Below are 23468 nucleotides of genomic sequence, written 5' to 3' on the forward strand. Positions count from 1 at the left end.
AGTCACCATGAAACAAACCCCGGCAGAGCGCTTGCAAGCCGAGCGCCAGCAGACCGAGAACCAGTTCGATATCACCCAGTACGAGCACGTGCCACGTCGATATTACGGGCGGATGTTTTTCGCCACGTTGATCGTGATCGCCCTGGCCGCCTTACTGCGTGCGTTCGCCAACGGTCAGATCGAATGGTCCTACATCGGTCAGTTCCTCACGTCCGAGGCGATCATCTGGGGCCTGGTGAACACCATCATCATGTCGATTTTGGCGATGGCGCTGGGCGTGGTGATCGGGGTGATTACCGCGATCATGCGCATGTCGGCCAACCCGATCCTGCGTTACGTGGCCATCACCTACACCTGGCTGTTTCGTGGCACGCCCCTGATCCTGCAACTGCTGTTGTGGTTCAACCTGGCGCTGATTTTCCCGGTGATCGCGATTCCCGGCCTGTTCAGTATCGACACCGTGGACCTGATGACGCCGTTCGTGGCCGCCCTCCTCGGCCTGAGTATCAACCAGGGCGCCTACACCGCCGAAGTGGTGCGCGCCGGCCTGTTGTCGGTGGACACCGGCCAGTACGAAGCCGCCAAGTCCATCGGCATGCCGAGCCTTCAGGCGCTGCGTAGGGTGATTCTGCCCCAGGCGATGCGGGTGATCATTCCGCCTGTAGGCAACGAGTTCATCAGCATGGTGAAAATGACCAGCCTGGCGAGTGTGATCCAGTACTCGGAGCTGCTGCACAACGCGCAAAACATCTACTACGCCAACGCCCGGGTCATGGAGTTGCTGATTGTTGCCGGCATCTGGTACCTGGCGGTGGTGACTGTTCTTTCATTCGGTCAGAGCCGCCTTGAGCGTCGTTTTGCCCGCGGCGCCGGCAAGCGTTCGTAAGCCCTGACTGAGGAGATTTGCCCATGAGAAGCATCGTCAAGGCCGTGAACCTGAACAAGTATTACGACCAGTATCACGCGCTGCAGGACATCAACCTGGAAGTCGAGCAAGGCGAAGTGCTGTGCATTATCGGCCCGTCCGGTTCCGGCAAAAGTACCCTGCTGCGCTGCGTCAATCAGCTGGAAAAAATCGACAAGGGCGGCCTGTGGGTCGACGGCGAACTGGTGGGTTACCGGGTCGTCGGCAACAAGCTGCATGAGTTGAATGAATCGCAGATCGCCCGTCAGCGTTTGGCCACCGGCATGGTGTTTCAGCGCTTCAATTTGTTCCCGCACATGACCGTGTTGCAGAACATCATCGAAGGCCCGTGCCAGGTGCTCAAGCGCTCGCCCAAGGAAGCCACCGAGGACGCACTGGAGTTGCTGGCCCGGGTTGGCCTGGCGGACAAGCGCAATGCCTACCCGGTGGAATTGTCTGGTGGGCAGCAACAGCGTGTGGCGATTGCCCGTGCGTTGGCGATGCGCCCCAAGCTGATGTTGTTTGACGAACCCACGTCAGCTCTCGACCCGGAGCTGGTAGGAGAAGTGCTGTCGGTGATGCGCGATTTGGCCACCACCGGCATGACCATGATTGTGGTCACCCATGAGCTGGGCTTCGCCCGCGAAGTGTCCAACCGCATGGTGTTTATGGATGCCGGCCAGATTGTGGAAGCCGGCAGCCCTGAAGAAATTCTAATAAGCCCACAAAACCCGCGTACCCAAAGCTTTATTTCTGCCGTTCGCACTTAACTAAAAAACTAACGAGAACGCCCCCATGAAAAATCTGTTTCTTCCAAGTTTGCTCGTAGGCCTGATGGCCTCCACTTCGGTTTTGGCGGCATTGCCGGCAGCGATCAAGGACAAGGGTGAGATCAGCGCGGCCATCGTGCCGAACTACCCGCCGATGGATTTCAAGGACACCGCCACCAACAAACTCACCGGCCTGGACTTTGACCTGGGCAACGCCCTGGCCGAGCGCCTGGGTGTGAAGATCAAGTGGCAGGAAACCGGCTTCGAACAAATGCTCAGCGGCCTGACCACCAAGCGCGTGGACATCGTGCTGTCGGGCATGAGCGACACCGCCGAGCGCCAGAAGGCGGTGACCTTTATCGATTATTTCACCAGTGGCCCGCAGTTCTACACCCTGGCCAAGCGTGAAGACCTCAAGGAATTGACTGACCTGTGCGGTAAGAAAGTCGGCACCAGCCGACGTACTACCTGGCCGTCGGAAATTGCCGCGTGGAGCAAGGAAAACTGCGAAAAGGCCGGTAAGCCAGCCATCGTGGTGATTGGCACTGAAGGTTCGGCGGATGCCCGGGCTCAGTTGCAACAGAACCGTCTGGATGCGGCGATGCAGGGCAGCGAAACCATTCCTTACCTGATGTCGCTGGACAAGGGTAAGTACAAGCCGGTGGGCCTGGCGATTTCCAAGCAGTTCACGGGGCTTGGGATTGAGAAGAGCAATACCGAGTTGGTCACGGCCATCAGCGAAGCGCTGCAGGGCATGATTGATGACGGGACGTACGGCAAGATTCTGAAGAAGTGGGATCTGGAGCAGGGTGCGGTTCAGAAGATCAGCATCAACGCCGGCCAGTAACAACACATAACCCTGTGGGAGTCGGGCTTGCCCGCGATTGCGGTGTGTCAGTCACCAGAAATATTGACTGACACACCGCAATCGCGGGCAAGCCCGACTCCCACAGGGAACAACTGTGTATGAAAGATAGTAACCAGCCCCAAGAATAAGGACATCCGCCCCACCGTGGCCACGTACTCCCTGGTAATCCGCCGCCTGATGATCTGCTCGGTGACCATCGTCGTCAGCCGCGCCATGACCAGTCCGCTACTCGCGCTGTTGCTCAGCACCCGCCTGGGCCTCAACCAGCAAGACATCGGCTTGCTGATGGGCATCGCGGTGTTCATCGCCACCCTGCTGGGCCTCTACGGCGGCTACATCATCGACCGCCTGGAAAAGCGCAAGCTGCTGATCCTGGCGATGCTCTCCAGCTCCATCGGTTTTCTGTTACTGACCTTTGCCAGCAACCTGTACCTGACCACCCTGACCCTGGTGATCACCGAAGCCGCGTCGGCGCTGTTCCTGATCGGCTCCAAGGCGATCATCAGCGAGAACCTGCCGGTGGGCCAGCGCGCCAAGGTGTTTTCCCTGCGCTACACCCTGACCAATGTCGGCTACGCCACCGGCCCGATGCTCGGTGTGGTGATTGCCGGCCAGATGCCCCTGGCGCCGTTCCTGATCGCCAGCGCGATTGCCTTTGGCAGCCTGTTCCTGATGATCGGCATCCCGCCAACCCAGCGCGACGACAGCAACAAACCCTTGAGTTTTCTCAGCACCCTGAGGACGCTGCGCAGCGATCGCACCTTGATCCTGTTCACCAGTGGCAGCCTGTTGAGCACCATTGTCCACGGGCGCTACACCCTGTATCTGTCGCAGTTTCTGCTGGTGGCCTACAAGCCGGAGAGCGCGCTGAAAATTCTCTCTGCCGTGCTGGCGTGCAACGCCATCACGGTGATCTTGATGCAGTACCAGATCGGCCGGTTCCTCAAGCGTGAACAGCTGCGCTACTGGATCGTGCTCGGCACCTCGCTGTTCATTGCCGGGTTGATCGGTTTCAGCATGGCGGACGGCCTGGTGTCGTGGTGTGTCGCGATGTTTGTGTTCACCCTCGGGGAGATGATCATCTACCCGTCCGAATTCCTGTTTATCGACACCATCGCCCCGGATGCCCTGCGCGGCAGTTATTACGGGGCGCAAAACCTGGCGGCATTTGGTGGCGCATTGAGCCCGGTGATCTGCGGCTACCTGCTGATCAATGCATCGCCCGCTTCGATGTTCTATGTACTGAGCGGGCTGACGGCGGTGGGCGGCACCTTGTGCTTCCTGAGTGGCCGACGTGTGGTGGTCCGTGCGTAATTTCTACTGATATTTGCGCGATATCCCGCTATTAATAGCGAAATATCTCACGGACCCGAGCCCCATGAAATTCGACACGGCCTACAGCCTGAGTCTCGACGACAAGCTGTCGATCTATGACGTGCGCGACCTGAATTTCGACGAAACCGCCGCCTTCGACTCCGACAAGGACAGCTTCCTGTGCCCCAACGATGAATGCCGGGCGGCGTTTGCGGCGGGGAATGTGCTGGGCACGTTCAACGCGAAAAACGTCAATTACCTGCGCACACCGCACTTCAAGAATATCCCCAGCACCCGGCATATCGACGGCTGCCGCTACGCCAGCCGCCACGCCGAAAAAGGTGAAGCGGAGGATGGGCCGGAAGAAAACTTCCCGTCGGAATTTGTCCTGACCCGACGCCAATACGAACGCAAGACACCGGTGATCGGTGCCGAGGGCCGCACCCCACAAGAGCCACCGAAAGCGCCGGCAACCCGCAGCCCTCCGTCTGACAGCTCAAGCGACACCACCCCGGACAAGACCAGCGTCTTCGCCCACCCGGTGGAATGCTACGTGTCCAATATCGGCGACAAGGACAAGCTTAAAAGCATGCCCTTGAAGGTCGGCGATCACACCGCGACCTACTGGACGTTTTTCAAGAAGATCGAATACCTGCAAGACAACAAAGGCCTGATCTACTGGGGCAAGATCAAGGAGATCAAGGACTACACCAGCAGCTTTCGCATCGACTTCGAAAAGAAGGCCTGGCTCGACAAGAAGCCCTACTCCATCAACGTTTACCTGAGCAAAAAACTGATCGAGAACTACCGCAAGCGCAAAGTGTTCCTGGAACAGATCAAGGCGGCGGTAGACAGTGAGCGGCCGTTGTATTGCTTCTTTTATGGGGTAACGCCGGAGCTCAAGCAGGTGCCGAGCAAGAAGAACCCCGAGCAAACGTTCGGGGTGTTCAGTGCGAATATCGAAAACCTGGACCACCTGATTATTCGCGAGGCGCCGGGGTTTGAAAGCTAGAGCAGCATGCTCACCATCACCGCGCCCAACAACCCGACATACACCCGCGCATGCAGCGCGTCCGGGATGCGGCCGATCCACGGGGTGGCCAGGCGAATGCCCAGCAGCGAGCCCAGCGTGAGGATGGCAAACGCCAGCAAGTCGACATAGCCGACAAACCACGCGCCCAATTCCACCTTGGCAAATCCCGCCATGACCATGTAGGTAAACGTACCGGCTAGCGCCACCGGTATGCTCAACGGGTTGGCCATGGACGTGGCCTGGGACATGCTCAAGCCGCAACGGCGCAACAGTGGCACCGTCATTACGCTGCCGCCCACCCCGAGAAATGTCGCGATCACTCCAATGGCGATGCCGCCGCCCATCACTTCAGTACCGCCCAGGCGCCGGGGCTGGAGTGTGTTGTCGTGGCTGAGAAAGCCTCGGCGCAACAGGCAATCGGCGATGGTGAGCGCCAGGTAAGCGATAAAGGCGTAGCGCATGAAATTGCCGCTGGCGAACATGGCGGCACCCGCCCCCAGCACCGCGCCGATCGCGATAAACCCGCCCAACGGCCACAGGTAATGACGAATCAGATTACCTTTGCGCCGATGTTTTCCCGTGGCGATCAGCGCATTGACGATCATTACGCAGGTGGAGGTAGCGACAGCGACATGCATCGCCGATTCACTCACGCCCGCGTCATGGCTGAGCTGGAGCATGCCGTACAGCAACGGCACCACCACGAACCCGCCACCGAACCCGAATAGCACCGCGGTCACGCCGGTCATGCAGCCGAACAGCGCCAGTAATAGATAGAACATCGAGTATCGCCTTCAGCATCGGGGTGAGCTGATGACGATAGAGACTCAAGACTTGGCCCGCTTGCGCAGGTCGGCCAATAATGTGTGAGATATTGCCACTCTCGGAGTCAGCCACATGCGCAACGTTTCCATCGCTCAACTGGACCTGACGCCCCGCACCGTAGTGGCGATCGGCACCGATTATCCCCACGGCTACCTGCTCAAGCGCCACAGCCATCGACGCGGACAGTTGCTGTATGGCGCCACCGGAGTGATGCAAGTCAGCACCCAGGAAGGCAATTGGGTGGTGCCGCCCCAGCGCGCCGTGTGGATTCCCGCCCAGGTGCCCCATGAAGTGCTGATGCTCGGGGTGTCGACGCGCAGCCTGTATATCGAACCGCACGCCGTCACCGACCTGGGGCCCCACTGCCACGTCATCAGCATTTCGCCATTGATGCGCCAGCTATTGATGGAAGCGGTGGAGATGCCCCTTGAGTACGACGAAACCGGGCGCGACGGTGCGCTGGTCAGCCTGCTATTGCATGAACTGGCCCGCGCCACGCACTTGCCGCTGCATATTCCGCTGCCCGAAGAGCCTCGCTTGCTTGCCTTGTGCCTGGCGTTTCTGCAGCGGCCGGACGTGCACCAGTCACCGGTTCAATGGGCCGAACACTCGCACCTTAGCCTGCGCACCTTCAGTCGGCATTTTCGCCAACAAACCGGCTTGAGCTTCGTGCAGTGGCGCCAGCGCGCCTGCGTGGTGCAGGCCCTGGCGCGACTGGCCAGCGGCGAGACTGTCACCCGGATCGCCCTGGACCTGGGCTATGAAAACCCGGCGGCGTTTTCCAGCATGTTCCGGCGGGTGCTCGGTCATGCACCGAGTAACTATCTGGAAGGAGCCAAATAGAGCGGCGGCAACCCTATCGAAAAAATCCAGTTGATGAGCGGTCAAAACAACTGTACAAAAACACAGTATAGTTTGCCCTCCCCCGTCGAACCTGGAGAAAGCCCATGTCCTCTCTGGCAATGAGCAGCACCGTAGAACAGCAGATCGTCCTTCACCAATTCACCCCACGCCACAGCGTGCAGGCCCGCCTGATGCTGGGCTGGAGCCGGGAAGACCTGGCCCGGGAGGCGGATGTGGACGTGGATGCCCTCCAGCGCTTTGAGAGCCATGGCGATGCGGAGGATGAAGTCCGCCTGAGCGTGGCGTTTCGCCTGGAGGCTGAAGGGTTGGTGTTTTTCCCGGGGTTTGCGCCGGGGTGGGGGATGAGTGTGCGGGGCTCTTTGCCCCTGTCCTCAGAACACTCGGCGTTTGAAACGGCTGAGTAAGATTTTTCTTTGCACTGACGTTTATCCCTATTTAGGTATATCCTCTCATGAGTTCATGGAAGCCACTCCTGTGGGTGGGCGGTAGTAAGAAAGATCTGCAGCAAATGCCCGGGGCTGTTCAGGATGTGTTTGGCTTTGCGCTTCACCTCGCTCAGGGAGGAAGCAAGCACTCACAGGCCAAGGCATTAAAAGGGTTTGGCGGTAACGCAGTGCTTGAGGTCGTCGAGGATTTCGACAGCAACACTTATCGTGGTGTGTATACCGTCCGTTTCGACTCAGCTGTTTATGTCCTTCATTGCTTCCAGAAGAAGTCGACAAAAGGCATCGCTACAGCACAGCACGACATACAACTGATCAAACAGCGACTCAAGGCGGCGCAGGATCATGCACAAGCATCACAACGCGATTGAGATCGAAGAAAGCAGCGGCAATGTCTATGAAGACATCGGGCAACCCGACGCCAGTGAAATGCAGGTCAAGGCTCAACTGGCGGCGAAGATCGGGGAGATTCTCAAGACACGAAACCTCACTCAGGCACAAGCTTCAGTCATCCTTGGGTTATCGCAACCCAAGGTGTCTGAAATGCTGCGTGGCAGGTTTCGGGGTATCAGTGAAGCCAAGATGCTTGAATGTTTGTCCCGTCTGGGGCGCGACGTGCAAATCGTCATCAAGGCTGCGCCCGCATCACGTACTCAAGGGCTTATTGAAGTCTTATTCACCTAAGACAAAGGGTTCTGGCCACCATGCACTCACGCCTGCAACTGCAACGCCCGGCGGATCATTTGTGGCGGCTGGCCAAACGCCCGTAAAAAAGCCCGACGCATGCGCTCCGGGTCACCGAAACCCGTCTCCCGGGCAACGACGTCGATGGAGTGGCTGCCGGATTCAAGCATCAACCGCGCCGCTTCAATACGCAGGTGTTCGACCGCCTTGGCCGGCGATTGGCCAGTTTCGGCGCGAAACAGTCGGCTGAACTGGCGCGGGCTGAGGTGTGCGGCTTCGGCCAGTTGCTCTACCGAGAGGTCCTCCTGCAGGTGCCCTTTGGCCCAGGCCAGGGCGGTTTGCACGCGGTCGGATTTGGGGTCCAGTTCCAGCAGCGCCGAAAACTGCGACTGGCCACCGGCACGGCGATGGTAGACCACCAGTTTCTTCGCCACATCGCGGGCCACTTCCACGCCCAGGTCATGCTCTACCAAGGCCAGGGCCAGGTCGATGCAGGCGGTCATGCCAGCGGATGTCCAGAGCGGGCCGTCGACGGTGAAGATCCGGTCTTCCTCCAGCTTCACGTTGGGGTAGCGCTGGCGAAACGTCATGGCGTGGTACCAATGGGTGGTTGCCTTGCGCCCTTCCAACAGCCCGGCCGCGGCCAGGTGGAACGAACCGGTACAGGCTGACGTGACCCGCCGCGACGCCGTCAATGACGCCTGCAAATAAGCCACCATGCCAAGTGTGGGCTCCAGTAATTCGTTGTCCCCCAACACAACGATCGTGTCATAGGCCTGCTGCCCAAACGCCAGGCTATCAATGGCAAAGCCCATGGAGCTTTTGATCGGCCCGCCGTGCTCCGAGAGCAAGTCCACGCGATAGAACGGTCGACCCACCACGAAGTTGGCAAATTCGAACACGCTGCTGGTGGACAGGCTGAGCACCTGAAAGCCGGGAAACAGCAAGATACCGACGGACACCATGGTCAAACCTCATGTCTCTAAAGGTGGGATATATGACATTGCAGCCACCACATTACACCCATAATCTTGATTCCAACAAGGCCGATCCTCTCCCCGGCCATTTGGAGCAACTGCCATGTCACACCATAAAGGTTATGCCCTGATCACCGGTGCTTCGTCCGGCATAGGCGCGGTGTATGCCGACCGCCTGGCCCACGCGGGCTACGATCTGATTCTGGTGGCCCGCAATCAGCAACGCCTGGAGCAACTGGCGACCCGCCTGAAGGCCAGCACTCAGCGTAACGTCGAGGTGATAGCCGCCGACCTGAATCTGCCAGCCGACCTCGCACGTATCGCCCAGGTCGTACACGAAGACAGCCGTATCAGCCTGCTGGTCAATAACGCCGGCGTGGGCGCCACGGCTTCGCTGCTGGACTCCGACGCCGACAAGATGGACGCGATGATCCTGCTTAACGTGCTGGCGCTGACCCGCCTGGCCAAGGCGGCCGCGACCAACTTTGTCGCCCAGGGTCGCGGCACGATCATCAACATTGGCTCGATTGTCGCCCTCGCCCCCAAGCTATTGAACGGCGTATACGGCGGCACCAAGGCCTTCGTGCAGGCCTTCAGCGAATCGTTGCAGCATGAGCTGGCCGACAAGGGCGTGGTGGTGCAAGTCGTGCTGCCGGGCGCAACCGCCACCGAGTTCTGGGACATTGCCGGCCTGCCGGTGAACAACCTGCCGGAAACCATGGTGATGACCACGGAAAACCTGGTGGACGCTGCCCTCGCCGGCCTGGCCCAAGGTGAAGCCGTAACGATCCCTTCACTCTCGGACAACGCCGATTGGGAGGCTTACGAAAGCGCACGGCTGGCACTGGGCCCGAACCTGTCGCACCGCAAACCCGCCGCACGCTATGGGTTGAACTAGCCCGGCCCGGGAATAAACGCAGGCTCCCTGATTGCCAGGGAGGCCTGCTCATAGCCGTAGGCAACCGAAAGCAATGTGGGTTCGCTCAAGCTCGCGCCGTAGAAGTGAAGCGCCGTCGGCATACCGTCATCGTCCATGCCCGAGGGCACGGATATTCCGGGGTAACCGGCCGCCGCTGCGTAGTAGTAACTGCCCGAAAGGAAGTTCGACACGATTGCATCGAGCTTGTGCTCGGTCAGTGGGGTCTTGAGGGCGCCCTCGAAAATCGGACCGATAGCGGCCCATAACCCTTCCCGCACTTCATCACTGATATCCAGGTCGTTGATCATGGTCAGCAGCCCCTGGTCGGGAACTCCCGGCCCATTGTTGCGCTCGTTGAATTCAATCAGCTCGGACAGGGATTTCACCGGCAAACCTTCGCGCCCGGCCAGGTAAGCCTCAAGTTTTTGCTTAACGTCGGCGTAGAGGGCGAGGCTGTAACTGGCATGGATATCGCCGGATAAGCCTGCGGCCAGCCGCCCCACTGGCACCAATATCGCACCCTTGGCCTGCAGCAATTTGAGAGCGTCGGCAAAATGCTGCCGGTCGGCTTTTATGTCTGGGTCTTCTGCGTCATCTGCCGATAGCTCAGGCAACGGTGTGTAACCAATGCGTTTGCCCTTCAAGGCATCATCACTGAGCCCGGCGGTGTAACGGTCCGTTTCGGTCATGGCATCCAGTGCCTGCGCAGCATCTCGTACATTGCGGGTGAAGGTCCCCACCGTGTCCTGGCGGGAGCTGGTCATTACCCCTTCAGTACTCACCAGCCCCACAGTGGGTTTGAAACCAATCACACCGTTATAGGCCGCCGGCGCGATGATCGAACCATTGGTCTCGACGCCCAGTGCCAAAGGCACCATCCCCTGGGCCACCGCCACGGCCGAGCCCGTGCTTGACCCCGCCGGCTGGCCATTCAATCGATGAGGATTGAGCGTTTGGCCACCCCTGGAACTCCAGCCACTGGTCGATATGTCAGAGCGAAAATTGGACAACTCGCTCATGTTGGTTTTGCCAATAATCACCACACCGGCCTTCAGCAGGTTGTCCACCACCCTCGCATTTTTTGAAGCGGGCTTGCCCACCAGCGCCATTGAGCCACCACTGGTCTGCATCTTGTCGCCTGTTTCGAAAACATCCTTGAGCGCTATCGGCACGCCATGCAATGGCCCGCGTACCTTGCCAACTGCACGCTCCTGATCAAGTGCACGGGCGTTCTCAAGGGCATCCGGATTGATTTCAATAAACGCGTTGCCGCCCTGCAAGCCCTTGTCCACGTTGGCGATTAACTTCAGCGAATCCCTCACCAGCGAAGCCGAACCGGGCCCGTCGGGCCTGGCCATGTCCGCCGCCAGTTCGTCGGCACTCCGATAGGCCTGCGGTGGGTTAACCACCGCCTCGAAAAGACCTGCTCCCCATACCGCGCCCAAACCTGGTCCGATCATAAACAGCTCCCCTGCCTGTCTGAATGTTGGGGATACCTGTAGATATCCCGCCCTCAGTCTAAGAAGTGAATCACTCAATGACTCGGGGGTAACTCTTACCGCCGCGTACGATCACTCGCGATACGGAGTAGGCATTTCAAGGTGCTCCAAAACCTGTCGGCAACCTCGTACCAACGCGGCCAGGCGATCACCCGCCCAGTGCGCGCCATAAAACCAGACAACCCTCGCAACCCCTTCGGCGTCCATCCCGGCGGGCACGCAAAAGCTTGGGTTGCCCGCGGCGGATGCCTGCTCAAAAGTGGCACTGTGCGCATCCGCCACCACCCCATCCAGACGATTTTCCGTGACCCGATCATTAATTTCGTTGCCCGGGTCCAGGGTGAAATGGCGCGTGTCGTCCGCCACCCGTGCAGTCACGGCCACCAACTGCGCACCGGCGGCGCGCAGTGCGTTCAGTACCAGGACAAAGTGCGCGCTGTGCCTGATCGTTTCCCGAACACCACCCGCAACATACTCGCTGGCAAAGCCAATACGGCTGCCTGCCAACGACGGTGTATGTCTCAGATGACCGGCGTCGGCGACCGGCGGGATCTCCACCATCACTGGCCCCTGGGGATCGACGCCGCTGAGGGCGATCAGTGATAACGAGGCATCGCGCACGGTGTGCATCATGGGACCGGGGATGTCGAACCTTGGGCCGTACCCACTGGAGATGCCAAACTCCAGGCCGCCCTGGGGAGGGGACGAGTCGGTAATCGCACCCGCCGCCTTACCGCCAAACACAACGCCCTTGCCAGCGGTTGGTGCGCAGGACGGGGGACCAGGACTCTCCCCCGAGACGGGCTGCTTGAACAGGCACGGCGCGCCCGATGCCGTGACCTTCCTACTCTTGTCGTCCATACACTCCCACGCCTCGAATTGGGTTTTCGAGGCGTGATTGCATCCCTTTAACGGGGTGGGTGTCTGTCGGAAATGGCTGGCACTGGCTCGTTTTAAAACCCTGGCATCAGGATCAAACGGCCATTACCCGCTGACGCGCTCTTCGCTGCCTTGATGCTCGACTTCCAACCACCACGCCTGCCCGCGTTCCGGTTGATTGAGCATGAACGCCTGGCCCATCGGCGGCGTGGTGATCGACACGTTACGCTCCCAGGCCAGTGCCATGATGCGGTCGAAGGGTTCATGCCATGCGTGAAACGCCAGGTCGAACGTACCGTTGTGGATCGGCAGCAGCCAGCGGCCTTTCAAGTCGATGTGCGCCTGCAGCGTTTCTTCCGGCTGCATGTGAACGTGGGGCCAGTCGACGTTGTAGGCACCGGTTTCCATCAGCGTCAGATCGAACGGGCCGTACTGCTCGCCAATGCGCTTGAAGCCGTCGAAATAACCAGTATCACCGCTGAAGAAAATCCGCCGTGGGCCATCGATCATCACCCACGAACACCACAGCGTCTGGTTACCATCGAACAGGCCGCGCCCGGAGAAGTGCTGGGCCGGTGTTGCGACAAAACGAATCCCGTCGACTTCGGTGCCCTGCCACCAGTCCAGTTGCCGCACCTTGCCGGCGTCCACACCCCACTTGACCAGCGTATCGCCCACACCCAGTGGCGCGAGGAAGTAGCGGGTCTTGTCCGCCAGTTGCACCACCGCCTTGTGGTCCAGGTGGTCGTAGTGATTGTGGGAAAGGATCACCGCCTCGATCGGCGGCAGCTCCTCCAGGCTGATCGGTGGCTGATGGAAACGCTTGGGGCCGGCCCAACTGAACGGCGATGCGCGCTCGGCGAACACCGGGTCGGTCAGCCAGAACTTGCCGCGCATTTTCAGCAGCACAGTGGAGTGCCCGAGGCGGAAAACGCTGTGGTCGGGGGCGGCAAACAGTTGCTCGCGGGTCAGCGGCTGCACCGGGATCTCACCCACCGGCCGCGTGCTGCGAGGCTTCTGGAAGAGCATCTTCCACATGATGCCCAAGGTCTTGCCCAAGCCGCCATGCTGGATGGGCTTCTGGTTGGTGAAGTGACCTTGATGCTGTTCGGAAGACTTGGGCGCTGTAGAAGAACTGTCGAGACGGGTTGAGATCGTGGCCATTACCGAGGAACTCCTGCAGACTGCTCTAAAAATTACACTGCACAGTGTAGTTTCTAGATTGCAACAAAACCGGGAGCAAGTAAACTACCGAGTGTAAGTTTCCCTTCAGAGCCGAATCCTCCCATGACTGTACCCCTGCGCCTCACCGACCGTAAACGCGAAGCCATCGTGGCAGCCGCCATCGCCGAGTTTCGCGACAACGGTTTCGAGGTCACCAGCATGGACAAGATCGCTGCCACCGCCGGAGTTTCCAAGCGCACGGTGTACAACCACTTCCCGAGCAAGGAAGAGCTGTTCGCCGAAATCCTGCATCAACTGTGGGCCAGCAGCGTTGCGCAACTGGACGTCAGCTACGCCAGTGACCGCCCGCTGCGTGAGCAACTGCGCGGGCTGCTGCAAGCCAAGATGACCATGATGTCGGACGCCAACTTCCTCGACCTGGCCCGGGTGGCGATTGCCGCCACCATCCACTCGCCGGAACGCGCCCAGGACATGGTCAACCGCCTGAGCATGCGTGAAGAAGGCTTCACCCAGTGGGTACGCGCCGCCCAGGAAGACGGCCGGCTCAGTTGCACCGACCCGTGCTTCGCCGCTCATCAGGTGCAAAGCCTGCTCAAGGCCTTCGCCTTCTGGCCACAGATCACCCTGGGCCAGCCCACCCTGGATGCCGATGCCCAGGCGAACGTTATTGAGTCGGCCATCGACCTGTTCCTGGCGGGCTATGAGGTCGTGCCGCAGCACTGACCTGTTGCAGGAACGACATCCCAGGTCGTTTTTTGACGGATTTGCCGTGTGTCCTTTGCAAATGGCCTCGAAGGACACTGATTATTCCTACGCGAATAACTGACAATATTCACACGTATTATCCGACCAGTGGTTTTCTCGATCACGTGTGCTGCCGTACCTGCAAAAGAAAAATCGACCCAGGAATTTATGGAAAACCAACCAGGCAAAGGGCTGTCATTTGCCAGACGTATCTACAGGCCAAGGATCATCGGCCTGGGCATCGGCTGCATCAGTGTCATCGCTGCGCTTTACCCACTGCACATGCCAGGCTGGGTGTGGGCGTTGCTGCTGTTCAATGGTTTTGGCTGGGCGCACCTGGCGTATCAACTCTCCTCTCGCTCCGACTTCCCCTACAAGGCTGAACGAAGAAACCTGCTGTACGACTCGCTGCTCGGCGGGTTCTGGGCGGCCACCACCCAGTTCACGCCCCTGACGGCCGTGACCATCCTGTCGATGATGACCATGAACAACGTCGCCGCCGGCGGCAAACGCCTGTTCCTCCATGGCGTCGTGGCGCAAGGGGTGGGCGTCGGCGTGTCCTGGCTGTTGTTCGGGATCACCTTCAACCCCGACGTCAGCCTGGTTCAGGTCTACGCCTGCCTGCCGATGCTGACCCTGTATCCCATGGCCCTGGGCATGGTCTGCTACCGCCTGGCGATCAAACTGTCGGAACACAAACGCGCCCTGAGTGCCCTGAGCCGCACCGACAGCCTCACCGGGCTGCTCAACCACGGTTCGTGGAAAGACCTGCTGCACCTGAAGTTTCACAAGTGCCAGCAACAGCAGGTCCACGCCACCATCGCGCTGATCGACATCGACCACTTCAAGCAGATCAACGACAGCTACGGGCACATCATCGGTGACCAGGTATTGCGCCAACTGAGCCTGGAGCTACGACGCAACCTGCGGGAAAACGACCTGGCAGGGCGTTATGGCGGCGATGAGTTCTGTGTGATTCTTCCGGACATGCCCCTGGAACAGGCTGCGCAGGTCATGGAGCGCATGCGCGAAGTGTTCAGCAACTACCGTAGTCCGGAAATCCCCGAGCTGCGGGTCAGCCTGAGCATTGGCCTGGCTTCGTTCCAGCCCGCCTTCAGCGACGCGGCCATGTGGCTCAACGCAGCGGATCGGGCCCTGTATGCCGCCAAAGACACCGGTCGTAACCGGGTCAATATCAGCGACTACGTGGTCGCCCACACCGCCTGAATCCCGCCCGCTACAACTCGTCTGAATTAAACGCAGCCGTCACCGACCGATAGCATAATGCCGCCATTGGTCGGCCGTCGTAGAACTTCTTGCCGGCCATACGACTCTGAATCCGCTGTTCCACCCTTCTGCCCGCACAAGGAAGCTGGCAATGAGCACGTTTGCCGTAGGCTTGAGCCCTACGGTGGCAGGCGCCCCCATGGAAATCCCTGACGCTTGCTTCCCCCGAGCACACGACCATGCTATTCAACGCCCATAAAAAAACCATCAGTACCTTGCAAGCCACGATCACCCAGCAAGCCGGCCTTCTCGACGCCATCGACCGCTCCATGGCCGTGATCGAATTCGACCTGCAAGGCACTGTCCTTCGGGCCAACGAAAATTTCCTCAAGGCCATGGGCTACACCGCCGACCAGGTCGTGGGCCAGTCCCATCGCCTGTTCTGCACCCCGGCCTTTGCCCGCAGCGCCGAGTACGGCCAGCTGTGGACGCACCTGCGCAATGGCCAGTTCCAGTCGGGCACCTTCGAACGAGTGACCGGCGCCGGCCAGCCGATCTGGCTGGAGGCCAGCTACAACCCGGTGCGCGACGCATCCGGCAACGTGGTGAAAGTGGTGAAGTACGCCATGGACGTCACCCCGAAAATGCAGGCCGAGAGCGAAGCCAACGCCAAGTTGCAGGCCATCGACCGCGCCATGGCGGTGATCGAGTTCAACCTCGACGGCACCATCATCAGCGCCAACCAGAACTTCCTGCATCGCATGGGCTACACCCTGGCGCAGGTCCAGGGCAAACATCACCGCATGTTCTGCAAACCCGAACTGGCCAACAGCAGTGCCTACAGCGATTTCTGGCAGCGGCTGAACCAGGGTGAGCTGTTCAACGGCCAGTTCGAACGTATCGACAAAAACGGCCAGGTCCTGTGGCTCGAAGCCAACTACAACCCGGTGTACGACGCCAGCGGGCGCCTGTGCAAGGTGGTGAAATACGCCTCCGACGTCACGGCCATGGTGGAGAAACACGCCGCTGATGCGCACAGCGCGACCCAGGCCTATCACATCTCGCTGCAAACCCGGGACATCGCCGAAAAAGGCGCCGAAGTGATCCAGCAGACCGCCACGGGCATGCGCGAGATTGCCGCCAATATCGACGGTTCTTCCGCGCTGATCGCCAAGCTGGGCGAGCGTTCACAACAGATCACCGCCATCGTCAACACCATTCGCGGGATTGCCGACCAGACCAACCTGCTGGCGTTGAACGCGGCCATCGAAGCCGCGCGGGCCGGTGAGCAAGGCCGCGGGTTTGCGGTGGTGGCCGACGAAGTGCGGCAACTGGCGGCGCGCACCAGCGGTTCAACGGCGGAGATTTCCTCGATGATCGAGATGATCCAGAGCGAAACCCGCCAGGCCATCGACAGCATGGACGGCACCCGGGACCGCGCCGCACAGGGCGTAGAGCTGGCCAACCAGGCCGGCACGGTGATCCTGCAGATTCGCGAAGGCACCAGCGAGGCCGTGCAGGCCGTCAGTGCGTTTGCCAATGAACGGGGCAACAGGTAAGCGACAGGCTTCTTCATGTGCCGGGTGGAGGGCTCGGTCTATAGTGGTGGCTTGTCTTACGCCACGGATTCGAGCCCGCCATGACCCAAGAGAAAACAGAAGCCAAGGTTGATCACCTGCGCTTTCACCGCAAACACGCCCACCTCGCGCCGACCTTTGGCAACGATACGTTTGCGCTGAAAGCCGAAGCCTTTGCGCGCTTCTTTGGCACCCCGACCTTCCTCGGGGCGCAAACGGCGATTGTGGTTCTGTGGGTGGTGCTCAACATAACCGGCGTCACGCATTTTGACGTGTACCCATTCATCCTCTTGAACCTGGCGTTCAGCCTGCAATCGGCCTACGCCGCGCCGTTGATCCTGCTGGCCCAGACCCGCCAGGCCGCAAGGGACAAGGCCCAGTCCGACGCCGACGCCCAGCACCGTGAAGCCCTGGCTGTGGCCAACACCGAACGCCAGGCCCAGGCGGCGCAGACCACCAAGCAACTGCTGGAACTGCTGGAGCAGAACACCAAGCTCACCGAGATGACCAAGCAACTGACCGAACGCATCGAAGGGCTGACCAGCGAAATGCATGACCACTTCGTCCGCAAGACCTGACCCTGCCACCTATCCACTGTAGGAGCTGGCTTGCCTGCGATAGCGGTGGGTCAGCCAGTACATGGGTGGCTGATACACCGCTATCGCAGGCAAGCCAGCTCCTACAGTGGGTGCGCCGGCAATCGCACATGCTGGCCCAACTGATCAAACAACGTCACCACCGAGCGCAACGCCCGGCAGTCGGGGCGTGTCAGCAACCACAGGGCCGTGTCGTGCCCCACCAATGGCGGGCTCAGCGGGTGCAGGCCCGCGCCCAGCAGGTAATCCGGCAACGCCGCTACGCCGAGCCCCGCGCGCACCAGTTCGGTCACCGACACCATGCTGTTGCAGCGATAGGCAGGCATCACCCCCGGCAAGTGCTGGCGCCGCCAGGTGACGGTGGGGTGATCCGGCAGGAAGTCATCCGGCGCAATCCAGCTCAGGGCATCCAGCTCCGCGCCTGCATGCTGGCGGGCATAATCGGCACTGGCACACACCCGATACGACACCGTGCCCAGGCAACGTCCTACCAGATGTTCGGGCGGTGCCTTGGTCAGGCGCAAAGCGATATCCGCATCGCGGCGGCTGAGGTTGGCAAAGTCATTGGAGGTGCTCAGCTCCAGGGTCAGCGCCGGGTAACCGGGCATGAACTGCGCCAGGGCCGGCAATAACAGTGACTGCAACACCGAATCCGTACACGTCAGGCGCACCGTGCCGCTGATCACTTCACCGCCCTGCTCCACGCCCACGCGCGCGGCCTCCAGCGCCTGTTCGGCACGTTCGGCCTGCCCGGCGAGGGTGGTGGCCAAGGTGGTGGGCAGGTAGCCAGCGCGGCTTTTTTCAAACAGTGTCTGGCCCAGCGCCTTCTCCAGCCGTCGCACCGCGCGAAACACCGTAGACACATCCACCCGCAACAACGCCGCCGCCCGGGCGAGCGTGCCGCCACGCACCAGCGCGAGGATCAGCGAAAGGTCGGGGTAATCAATTTGATAGTGCGTTGCTGCATTGAGCATGTGTATTAACGCCAATATTGATTGCGTGAGCGCCAATCTATAGTGCGCGCCAGGACTCAACAAGCCACGGATACCCGCAATGAATAAAACCACCCTGCACCTGGCCTTGATCGGCGACTACGATGCCCAAGTCACGGCCCATCAGGCCATTCCCCTGGCGTTGCAACAGGCCGGCGAGGCGCTGGGCCTGACGGTGCGGTTCGACTGGCTGGCCACCGACACGATCAAATCCACCGAACAATTGCAGCATTACGACGGCTTCTGGTGTGTCCCCGCCAGCCCCTACCGCGACCTCGACGGCGCCCTGCTGGCCATCCGTTATGCCCGCGAACAACGTCGTCCTTTCCTCGGCACCTGCGGCGGATTTCAACACGCGGTGCTGGAATATGCCCGCAACGTGCTGGGCTGGGCCGACGCCGAACATGGCGAACTGGCCCCCGACTCGCCACGCGCGGTGCTCACGCCCCTGACCTGTGCCCTGGTGGAAGCGACAAACAACATCCGATTGATGGCCTTTACCCGCATCGCCGAGGCCTACGGCACCCTCGATATCCATGAAGGCTACCGGTGCCGTTATGGCATCAACCCTGACTTCGAAAGCGCATTGCTGGAGGCGGACCTGATCGCCAGCGGCCATGACTCGGCGGGCGACCTGCGGGCAGTGGAATTGCTGGACCATCCGTTTTTTGTCGCCACCCTGTTCCAGCCGGAACGTGCGGCACTCAAGGGCGTTACTCCGCCACTGGCCATTGCGTTGCTGAGGGCGTGCGCATGATCGCCAAGACGCCTGCGCCACCGTATTACGCCGTGGTGTTCAGTTCGTTGCGCACTGAAGGCGACAACGGTTACGGGCAAGCGGCCGACCGCATGCTGGAGCTGGCCCGGCAACAGCCCGGATTTCTCGGCGTGGAATCGGCGCGCGGGGACGATGGGCTGGGCATCACCGTGTCCTACTGGAGCAACGAAGCCGCGATCCTGGCCTGGAAGCAACACGCCGAACACACCCAGGTGCGCGAACAGGGGCGCTCCACCTGGTACTCGGCGTGCCATACACGGGTGTGCAAGGTGGAGCGGTCCTACGCGTTCGAGCGCTGAAACATCCACCTGTGTAAAACACCCAATTTGGACAAGCGAGCTTCTGTGGGGAGAGAGCTTGCTGTAGTGAGGGAGCTTGCTGTGGCAGGGAGCTTCTGTGGCGAGGGAGCTTCTGTGGCGAGGGAGCTTGCTCCCGCTGGAGTGCGCAGCGCTCCCAAGATTTTGGGGCCGCTTCGCAGCCCAGCGGGAGCAAGCTCCCTCGCCACAGAAGCTCTCTCGCCACACTGCCACAGCAAGCTCCCTAGCCACAAAAAGCGCTCCAGCCGCTGGGCTATGCGCCACTCAACTGACCAGACTGCGCACCGCACTGATCTGTGGAATTTCCACCCGGCGCATGTACACCCGCAGCGGCTCCGTGATGTTGATGCGGTCGTCGATATTCTGGTCCAGCAACAATTGGACCCGCTCGCGGGACAAGGTCATGGCCTGCGCGTCAACCGGCTGCCAGACAAATTCGGCGGTGGGGATGATGCCGTCATCAGCCACGTCCATGCCGAAGGAGTCTTCGCTGAAACGTACGATGTACTGGCCGGTCTTGCGGTTCAGGCCGACAAAACCGTGGAGTTGGTCGGCGGCCTGGCAGATAAGCTCGGAGGTGATGCGCATGGTAAACCTCACTGAAAAGTCCTACTTGGACTGGAAAGATGGTTTACACGCGTGGCAGAAAAATCTGCCCTCTGATGGGGCAGCTGAGGGCAAGAGTACTGCATAGCACAGCACAAAAGCGCAGAAAAATGGCCCGTGAACACGTTAATGTCGGTTTGGTGATAGCGCCATTCGCATGCAATTGTTAAAAAGGAGCCCTTCTCAAAGTTACCTCCACGAAAGGACTTCGCATATGCCTGTCACGTTTACCAAGAGTGCCCTGCTGCTGGCCCTGATGCTGGGCCTTGGCCAGGCGCAGGCGGCAAGCCCGATCAGCCCTACCGAACTCGCGACCAACGAAGGCATCCCGCACCCTGCCGTGATTGCCCACCGTGGCGCGTCCTACGACGCTCCGGAATCCACCGCAGCCGCCTACAAAGTCGCGCGCGACCTGGGTGCCGACTACCTGGAAATGGACCTGCAACGCAGCAAGGACGGCGTGCTCTTCGCCCTGCATGACAACAACCTGCAGCGCACCACCGACGTCGCCACCAAGTTCCCCGAGCGCAAGGACAGCCCGGCCAACGAATTCACCTGGGCCGAGCTTAAAACCCTGGACGCCGGCAGCTGGTTCAACGCCGCCTACCCGGACCGCGCCCGCCCTGGCTTCGTCGGCTTGAAAATCCTGAGCCTGGACGAAATCATCAAGATCGCCGAAGGCAACCCGCAGCACAAACCCGGCCTGTACATCGAAACCAAAGAGCCGAAGCAGTTCCCGGGTATCGAAGCCGACCTCAAGAACAAGCTGCTGGATAAAGGCTGGCTGAGCTCCACCGGATCCAACCAGGCCCAGAAAAACATCGGCGTCGGCCAGGGCAAGGGCCGCGTGGTGCTGCAAACCTTTGAGAAGGACAGCCTGAAAGAACTGCAAAAAGAGATGCCCAACACCCCGAAAATCCTGCTGTTGTGGGTGGGTGAAGGCAGTATCGAGCCGAAATCCAAGGTGACCTTCGCCGAATCCGGCGAGCCGAGCAAAGCCGCCTACTACGCCAAGCAAGAACCGAAAGACGCCGCCGAGTTCGAAAAATGGATCGACGAGGCCAAGAGCCTGGGCGCCATCGGTACCGGCCCATCGGCACAGTTGACCAACCTGGGCGACCAGAGCTATTCCGACCTGGTCAAACCCGAGATGAACCAGTTGACCCACGACAAGGGCCTGCTGGTGCACGTGTACACCGTGGATGAGCCGGTGGACTTCGACAAGGTGATGAAGGCCGGCGTCGATGGCATCTTCACCAACCGCGCCGCCGAACTGCTGAAGTACTACAAGCGCTGGCCGTCCTCGAGTGTGGCCGACCTGCTGCAGGACAACGGTTACTGAGTGAAGCCCGAATGGTCAGGTCGCCTGTGGCTGGGGCCTGACTACGGGCTGATCCAGGGCATGGCGGGGCATACCGCGCCCCATGCACACTATGCCCATCAGCTGATGCTCTCCCCAGGCGGGCCGATCAAGGCCAGCCTCGATGGCCGTGTCACCACGGCCCATCGCCTGTTTATCCCCTCAAGAATGCCCCACGCCATCCTCCACACCGACGGTGAGGTGTTGATGGTGTATGCCGAGCCCGGCGCGTTTGATTTTGCCTCTTTGCAAACCGCCCTGGCCGACAGCGAACTGTCCCTTGAAGCACTCGACCGCACATTGCGGCAGTTGCCCAGACGCGCCCAGGAAGATGCCCGCGTGGAACGCGCATTGCTGGCGCTGGACCAGCAACTGAGCGGCAAGGTCTCGGCCCACGCCCTGGCCCAGGCCGCACACGTTTCGTTGAGCCAGCTGGAGCGTTTGTTCGCCAACCAGTTGGGCCTGCCGGTACGTCGCCTGGTGCTGTGGCGACGTTTGCGTGTGGCATTGGGGCTGGCACTCGGCGGCGGCACCTTGACCGAGGCCGCCCATGGCGCCGGGTTTGCCGATTCGGCGCATTTTTCCCGGACCATGAAGCAACTATTCGGCGTCACCGCCGGGGCATCGTTGCGCAACCTGCATGTGCGCATCCTGGACTAGCTCGACGGGAACCGGCGGCTCCTTGCTCAACCGCACCGTTTTGAATGGATCACACAACTGCGCCACATAATCCCGCGGAAAGTCCGGCCGGCTGCCAATCCCCAAATCGCCCTGGCCCATTCGATAGTCCTGGCGGTAAAACGCGGTGCCCAACAGCCAATCCCACAGGTTGAAAAACAAGCCGAAATTCACATCCCCTGCCCGGCCATACTTCATGTGATGAAAACGGTGCACCGGCGCCCAGGCAAACACCCAGCGCAGCGGCCCAAGGCGCATGTCGACATTGGAGTGCTGCAACAGCAGTTGAATGGCAATCGCCAGGGCCAACAGCAGCGCCACATCCGTGGGAATGCCCAGCAGGATCAACGGCGCCAACCCGGCCGTGGCTTCCAGCATCTGGTGCAACGGGTGCTTCATCAAACCATTGAAGCCGTACAGCCGTTGCACGCTGTGATGCACCGCATGCAGGCGCCACAAGGCGGCGACCCGGTGACTGGCGTAATGCATCAGGGTGATGCCCGCATCGGCAATAAAGATCGCCAGCAGCAACTGCTCCCAGAGTGGCAAGGCGCGCGGCCATACACCGTCGAAAGCCAGTAGCGCGGTCAACACGGGCAAGCTCAACAGGCCCACCGCATTGAGGCTTTCATTGACCAGTGCATGAATCATGTCCCGCCGACGATCCCCCTGGTTACGATTCCATTGAGGCTCATAAGGCATCCACCCTTCAGCGATAAACGACACCACCACCGCCGTGACGAACACCAGCCCCAGCCATTGCGGCGCGTCCACCTGCACCAGCCAAAGCGCCCAACCGATAAACCCCACCCAGAACACGGGCCCATAGACCCAGGTCATTAACCGTTTCATCTGTGTCTCCCATAATTGAGACGCCAGCATGAAACCCCGCCTTCGCGGTCGATTGAACAAACGGCGCAATTTAAGGGTGAATTAAGTTGCGCCGGTTAACCTGATCCCACTTAAACAGCTCACCCCAAAGGATCACACCATGAAAACCATCACTGCCCTGTTCGCCGCTGCCGCCCTGACCCTCACCGCTGGTTTGGCCCAGGCAGACGTTCGCCCGGACCAGATTCCAAGCCTGCTCAAATCCGGCGCCATCATGGATTTCGAAAAACTCAACGCCAAGGCCGTGGCCCAGCACCCGGGCGCCACCATTGTCGATACCGAACTGGAAGACAAAGCCGGCCGCCTGGTCTACGAGACCGAACTGCGTGACACCAGCAACGTGAAGTGGGACGTGAAGCTGGATGCCAAGACCGGCGAAGTGCTGGAAAACAAGCAAGACAAATAAGTTGAATCACCCAAAAGCCGCGCCGCCCCAAGGGCCGCGCGGCTTTTTCATGCGCGCTCGTCGCCCGGAAGAGCAAATAGTCTAATTACCGTGAACGAATTTGTACCTTGTGCCGCCAAGCTCGCTAGAATC

General features: G+C 60.4%; 27 protein-coding genes. 19 read left to right on the plus strand and 8 right to left on the minus strand.

What is annotated here, in order from left to right; translation table 11 throughout:
- Positions 1–7 precede the first annotated feature (7 nt).
- The 5 genes from V3W39_RS12630 to V3W39_RS12650 all read left to right on the plus strand — a co-directional run bounded on the left by V3W39_RS12630 (position 8) and on the right by V3W39_RS12650 (position 4868).
- Positions 8–886: an amino acid ABC transporter permease gene (locus V3W39_RS12630; RefSeq protein WP_003211504.1), complete on the plus strand. Its 879-nt coding sequence runs from the start codon at positions 8–10 to the stop codon at positions 884–886.
- A 23-nt stretch (positions 887–909) separates the two neighbouring features.
- On the plus strand, positions 910–1674 hold the full coding sequence (locus V3W39_RS12635) for an amino acid ABC transporter ATP-binding protein (protein WP_003211502.1): 765 nt from the start codon (positions 910–912) through the stop codon (positions 1672–1674).
- A 25-nt stretch (positions 1675–1699) separates the two neighbouring features.
- Entirely contained in the window at positions 1700–2521 is an 822-nt protein-coding gene (locus V3W39_RS12640) for an ABC transporter substrate-binding protein (RefSeq protein ID WP_177042891.1), read from the plus strand.
- A gap of 165 nt (positions 2522–2686) precedes the next feature.
- Positions 2687–3856 (plus strand): MFS transporter, encoded by a 1170-nt coding sequence (locus V3W39_RS12645; protein ID WP_093207053.1) that lies wholly within the window; start codon positions 2687–2689, stop codon positions 3854–3856.
- Positions 3857–3920: 64 nt separating this feature from the next.
- Positions 3921–4868 carry a hypothetical protein gene (locus V3W39_RS12650; protein ID WP_330212705.1) on the plus strand — a complete coding sequence of 316 codons (948 nt, stop codon included), beginning with the start codon at positions 3921–3923 and terminating at the stop codon, positions 4866–4868.
- On the opposite strand, the gene V3W39_RS12655 is transcribed toward V3W39_RS12650, so the two are convergent.
- A complete protein-coding gene (locus V3W39_RS12655; RefSeq protein WP_330212706.1) occupies positions 4865–5671 on the minus strand; it encodes a sulfite exporter TauE/SafE family protein in 807 nt (268 codons plus the stop codon). The genes V3W39_RS12650 and V3W39_RS12655 overlap by 4 nt on opposite strands.
- Before the next feature lie 115 nt (positions 5672–5786).
- On the opposite strand from V3W39_RS12655, the gene V3W39_RS12660 reads away from it, so the two are divergent.
- The 4 genes from V3W39_RS12660 (at position 5787) to V3W39_RS12675 (ending at position 7705) form a co-directional block, all read left to right on the plus strand.
- Positions 5787–6557, plus strand: coding sequence for an AraC family transcriptional regulator (locus tag V3W39_RS12660; RefSeq protein WP_259200481.1), 771 nt, complete (start codon positions 5787–5789; stop codon positions 6555–6557).
- 104 nt (positions 6558–6661) lie between these two features.
- Positions 6662–6982, plus strand: a complete 321-nt coding sequence (locus V3W39_RS12665; RefSeq protein ID WP_330212707.1) for a helix-turn-helix domain-containing protein — start codon at positions 6662–6664, stop codon at positions 6980–6982.
- A gap of 47 nt (positions 6983–7029) precedes the next feature.
- A complete protein-coding gene (locus V3W39_RS12670; RefSeq protein WP_259200510.1) occupies positions 7030–7392 on the plus strand; it encodes a type II toxin-antitoxin system RelE/ParE family toxin in 363 nt (120 codons plus the stop codon).
- Positions 7367–7705 carry a helix-turn-helix domain-containing protein gene (locus tag V3W39_RS12675; protein WP_259200513.1) on the plus strand — a complete coding sequence of 113 codons (339 nt, stop codon included), beginning with the start codon at positions 7367–7369 and terminating at the stop codon, positions 7703–7705. The genes V3W39_RS12670 and V3W39_RS12675 overlap by 26 nt, the downstream gene beginning before the upstream one ends.
- A gap of 26 nt (positions 7706–7731) precedes the next feature.
- Here V3W39_RS12675 and V3W39_RS12680 read toward each other — a convergent pair whose 3' ends face one another.
- Positions 7732–8670 carry a GlxA family transcriptional regulator gene (locus tag V3W39_RS12680; RefSeq protein ID WP_330212708.1) on the minus strand — a complete coding sequence of 313 codons (939 nt, stop codon included), beginning with the start codon at positions 8668–8670 and terminating at the stop codon, positions 7732–7734.
- A gap of 115 nt (positions 8671–8785) precedes the next feature.
- On the opposite strand from V3W39_RS12680, the gene V3W39_RS12685 reads away from it, so the two are divergent.
- Positions 8786–9580 (plus strand): SDR family NAD(P)-dependent oxidoreductase, encoded by a 795-nt coding sequence (locus V3W39_RS12685; protein ID WP_177042884.1) that lies wholly within the window; start codon positions 8786–8788, stop codon positions 9578–9580.
- Here V3W39_RS12685 and V3W39_RS12690 read toward each other — a convergent pair.
- The 3 genes from V3W39_RS12690 to V3W39_RS12700 all read right to left on the minus strand — a co-directional run bounded on the left by V3W39_RS12690 (position 9577) and on the right by V3W39_RS12700 (position 13143).
- Positions 9577–10971 carry an amidase family protein gene (locus V3W39_RS12690; RefSeq protein ID WP_442968401.1) on the minus strand — a complete coding sequence of 465 codons (1395 nt, stop codon included), beginning with the start codon at positions 10969–10971 and terminating at the stop codon, positions 9577–9579. The genes V3W39_RS12685 and V3W39_RS12690 overlap by 4 nt on opposite strands.
- A gap of 201 nt (positions 10972–11172) precedes the next feature.
- Positions 11173–11721 (minus strand): hypothetical protein, encoded by a 549-nt coding sequence (locus V3W39_RS12695; RefSeq protein WP_330212710.1) that lies wholly within the window; start codon positions 11719–11721, stop codon positions 11173–11175.
- Positions 11722–12084: 363 nt separating this feature from the next.
- Positions 12085–13143: an MBL fold metallo-hydrolase gene (locus V3W39_RS12700; protein WP_177121629.1), complete on the minus strand. Its 1059-nt coding sequence runs from the start codon at positions 13141–13143 to the stop codon at positions 12085–12087.
- Between the two features lie 123 nt (positions 13144–13266).
- Between V3W39_RS12700 and V3W39_RS12705 the strand changes: the two genes are divergently transcribed.
- The 4 genes from V3W39_RS12705 (at position 13267) to V3W39_RS12720 (ending at position 17290) form a co-directional block, all read left to right on the plus strand.
- Positions 13267–13887: a TetR/AcrR family transcriptional regulator gene (locus V3W39_RS12705; RefSeq protein WP_177042881.1), complete on the plus strand. Its 621-nt coding sequence runs from the start codon at positions 13267–13269 to the stop codon at positions 13885–13887.
- A 189-nt stretch (positions 13888–14076) separates the two neighbouring features.
- On the plus strand, positions 14077–15135 hold the full coding sequence (locus V3W39_RS12710; RefSeq protein WP_177078630.1) for a diguanylate cyclase: 1059 nt from the start codon (positions 14077–14079) through the stop codon (positions 15133–15135).
- A 239-nt stretch (positions 15136–15374) separates the two neighbouring features.
- Positions 15375–16694, plus strand: coding sequence for a methyl-accepting chemotaxis protein (locus V3W39_RS12715; RefSeq protein ID WP_177042879.1), 1320 nt, complete (start codon positions 15375–15377; stop codon positions 16692–16694).
- Positions 16695–16774: 80 nt separating this feature from the next.
- On the plus strand, positions 16775–17290 hold the full coding sequence (locus tag V3W39_RS12720; RefSeq protein ID WP_177078631.1) for a DUF1003 domain-containing protein: 516 nt from the start codon (positions 16775–16777) through the stop codon (positions 17288–17290).
- 101 nt (positions 17291–17391) lie between these two features.
- On the opposite strand, the gene V3W39_RS12725 is transcribed toward V3W39_RS12720, so the two are convergent.
- The gene (locus V3W39_RS12725) at positions 17392–18282 is read right to left on the minus strand and encodes a LysR family transcriptional regulator (RefSeq protein WP_177042877.1); all 891 of its coding nucleotides are present in this window, start codon (positions 18280–18282) and stop codon (positions 17392–17394) included.
- A gap of 79 nt (positions 18283–18361) precedes the next feature.
- Between V3W39_RS12725 and V3W39_RS12730 the strand changes: the two genes are divergently transcribed.
- Both V3W39_RS12730 and V3W39_RS12735 read left to right on the plus strand, forming a co-directional pair.
- Positions 18362–19057 carry a CTP synthase C-terminal region-related (seleno)protein gene (locus tag V3W39_RS12730; RefSeq protein WP_330212711.1) on the plus strand — a complete coding sequence of 232 codons (696 nt, stop codon included), beginning with the start codon at positions 18362–18364 and terminating at the stop codon, positions 19055–19057.
- A complete protein-coding gene (locus tag V3W39_RS12735) occupies positions 19054–19377 on the plus strand; it encodes an antibiotic biosynthesis monooxygenase family protein (RefSeq protein ID WP_177042875.1) in 324 nt (107 codons plus the stop codon). Before V3W39_RS12730 ends, V3W39_RS12735 begins: the two co-directional genes overlap by 4 nt.
- A gap of 282 nt (positions 19378–19659) precedes the next feature.
- Here the strand turns inward: V3W39_RS12735 and V3W39_RS12740 are convergent, their stop codons facing one another.
- Positions 19660–19983, minus strand: a complete 324-nt coding sequence (locus V3W39_RS12740; RefSeq protein WP_177042874.1) for a DUF2025 family protein — start codon at positions 19981–19983, stop codon at positions 19660–19662.
- A gap of 232 nt (positions 19984–20215) precedes the next feature.
- Here V3W39_RS12740 and V3W39_RS12745 point away from each other — a divergent pair, with 232 nt between their 5' ends.
- Both V3W39_RS12745 and V3W39_RS12750 read left to right on the plus strand, forming a co-directional pair.
- Positions 20216–21343: a glycerophosphodiester phosphodiesterase gene (locus V3W39_RS12745; protein ID WP_177042873.1), complete on the plus strand. Its 1128-nt coding sequence runs from the start codon at positions 20216–20218 to the stop codon at positions 21341–21343.
- Complete coding sequence (locus V3W39_RS12750; protein WP_330212712.1) at positions 21344–22021, plus strand: AraC family transcriptional regulator; 678 nt, start codon at positions 21344–21346, stop codon at positions 22019–22021.
- Here V3W39_RS12750 and V3W39_RS12755 read toward each other — a convergent pair.
- Positions 21962–22891, minus strand: a complete 930-nt coding sequence (locus V3W39_RS12755; RefSeq protein ID WP_330212713.1) for a sterol desaturase family protein — start codon at positions 22889–22891, stop codon at positions 21962–21964. The genes V3W39_RS12750 and V3W39_RS12755 overlap by 60 nt on opposite strands.
- Before the next feature lie 139 nt (positions 22892–23030).
- Between V3W39_RS12755 and V3W39_RS12760 the strand changes: the two genes are divergently transcribed.
- Entirely contained in the window at positions 23031–23336 is a 306-nt protein-coding gene (locus tag V3W39_RS12760; RefSeq protein WP_177042870.1) for a PepSY domain-containing protein, read from the plus strand.
- Positions 23337–23468: the final 132 nt, after the last annotated feature.

The sequence above is a fragment of the Pseudomonas sp. Z18(2022) genome, assembly GCF_036346535.1.
Taxonomy (GTDB): Bacteria; Pseudomonadota; Gammaproteobacteria; order Pseudomonadales; family Pseudomonadaceae; genus Aquipseudomonas; species Aquipseudomonas yamanorum_A.